We start from the raw sequence: 558 nt of genomic DNA on the forward strand, positions 1-558 counted from the left end.
GATGCCTCGGTCCTCAACCCGCAGGTCCCACTGCGGCGGCTGATCCTGCGGCTGCAGCGGCTCGACCTGCAGCCGCACCATGCCGCCGGGCCGCGAGTAGCGCACCGCGTTGTCCAGCAGCACGGCAAGCAGTTGCTGCAAGCGCGGCGCGTCGCCCAGCACGGGCATGGCATGCACCGGCGGAGGCGCCGATTCCACGCGCACCTGCTGCGAACCCGCCAGCCCACGCGCCTGCTCCAGCGCGGCAGCGATGGGATCGCGCAGGTCGATGGGCTCGCGCCGGACGGCGAGCGCGTCGATGTCCTCCCGCGCGACGACCAACAGGTCGTCGATCACCTGGCCGAGCTGTGCGGCGGTGTCGGCGACGCGGCGCAACGAGTCCTTGTACTCCTCGATCGGCTTGTCGCGGCCGCGCAAGGCCACCTGGGCCTCGCCGCGGATCGCCGTGGCCGGCGTGCGCAGTTCGTGGCTGACGTCGGCGAACAGCTGCCGCCGGCGCTGGTCGACCTGCTGCAGCGCCGCCAGCGCCGCGCTCAGCTCGGTGGTGCGGGCCTGCAC

1 protein-coding gene is annotated in these 558 nt (G+C 73.5%); it reads right to left on the reverse strand.

What is annotated here, in order from left to right:
• On the reverse strand, positions 1–558 hold a 558-nt coding region (locus tag RMP09_RS16165), incomplete at both ends, for a sensor histidine kinase (RefSeq protein WP_310567010.1).

Source organism: Hydrogenophaga sp. (genome assembly GCF_031426985.1).
Classification (GTDB): domain Bacteria; phylum Pseudomonadota; class Gammaproteobacteria; order Burkholderiales; family Burkholderiaceae_C; genus Hydrogenophaga.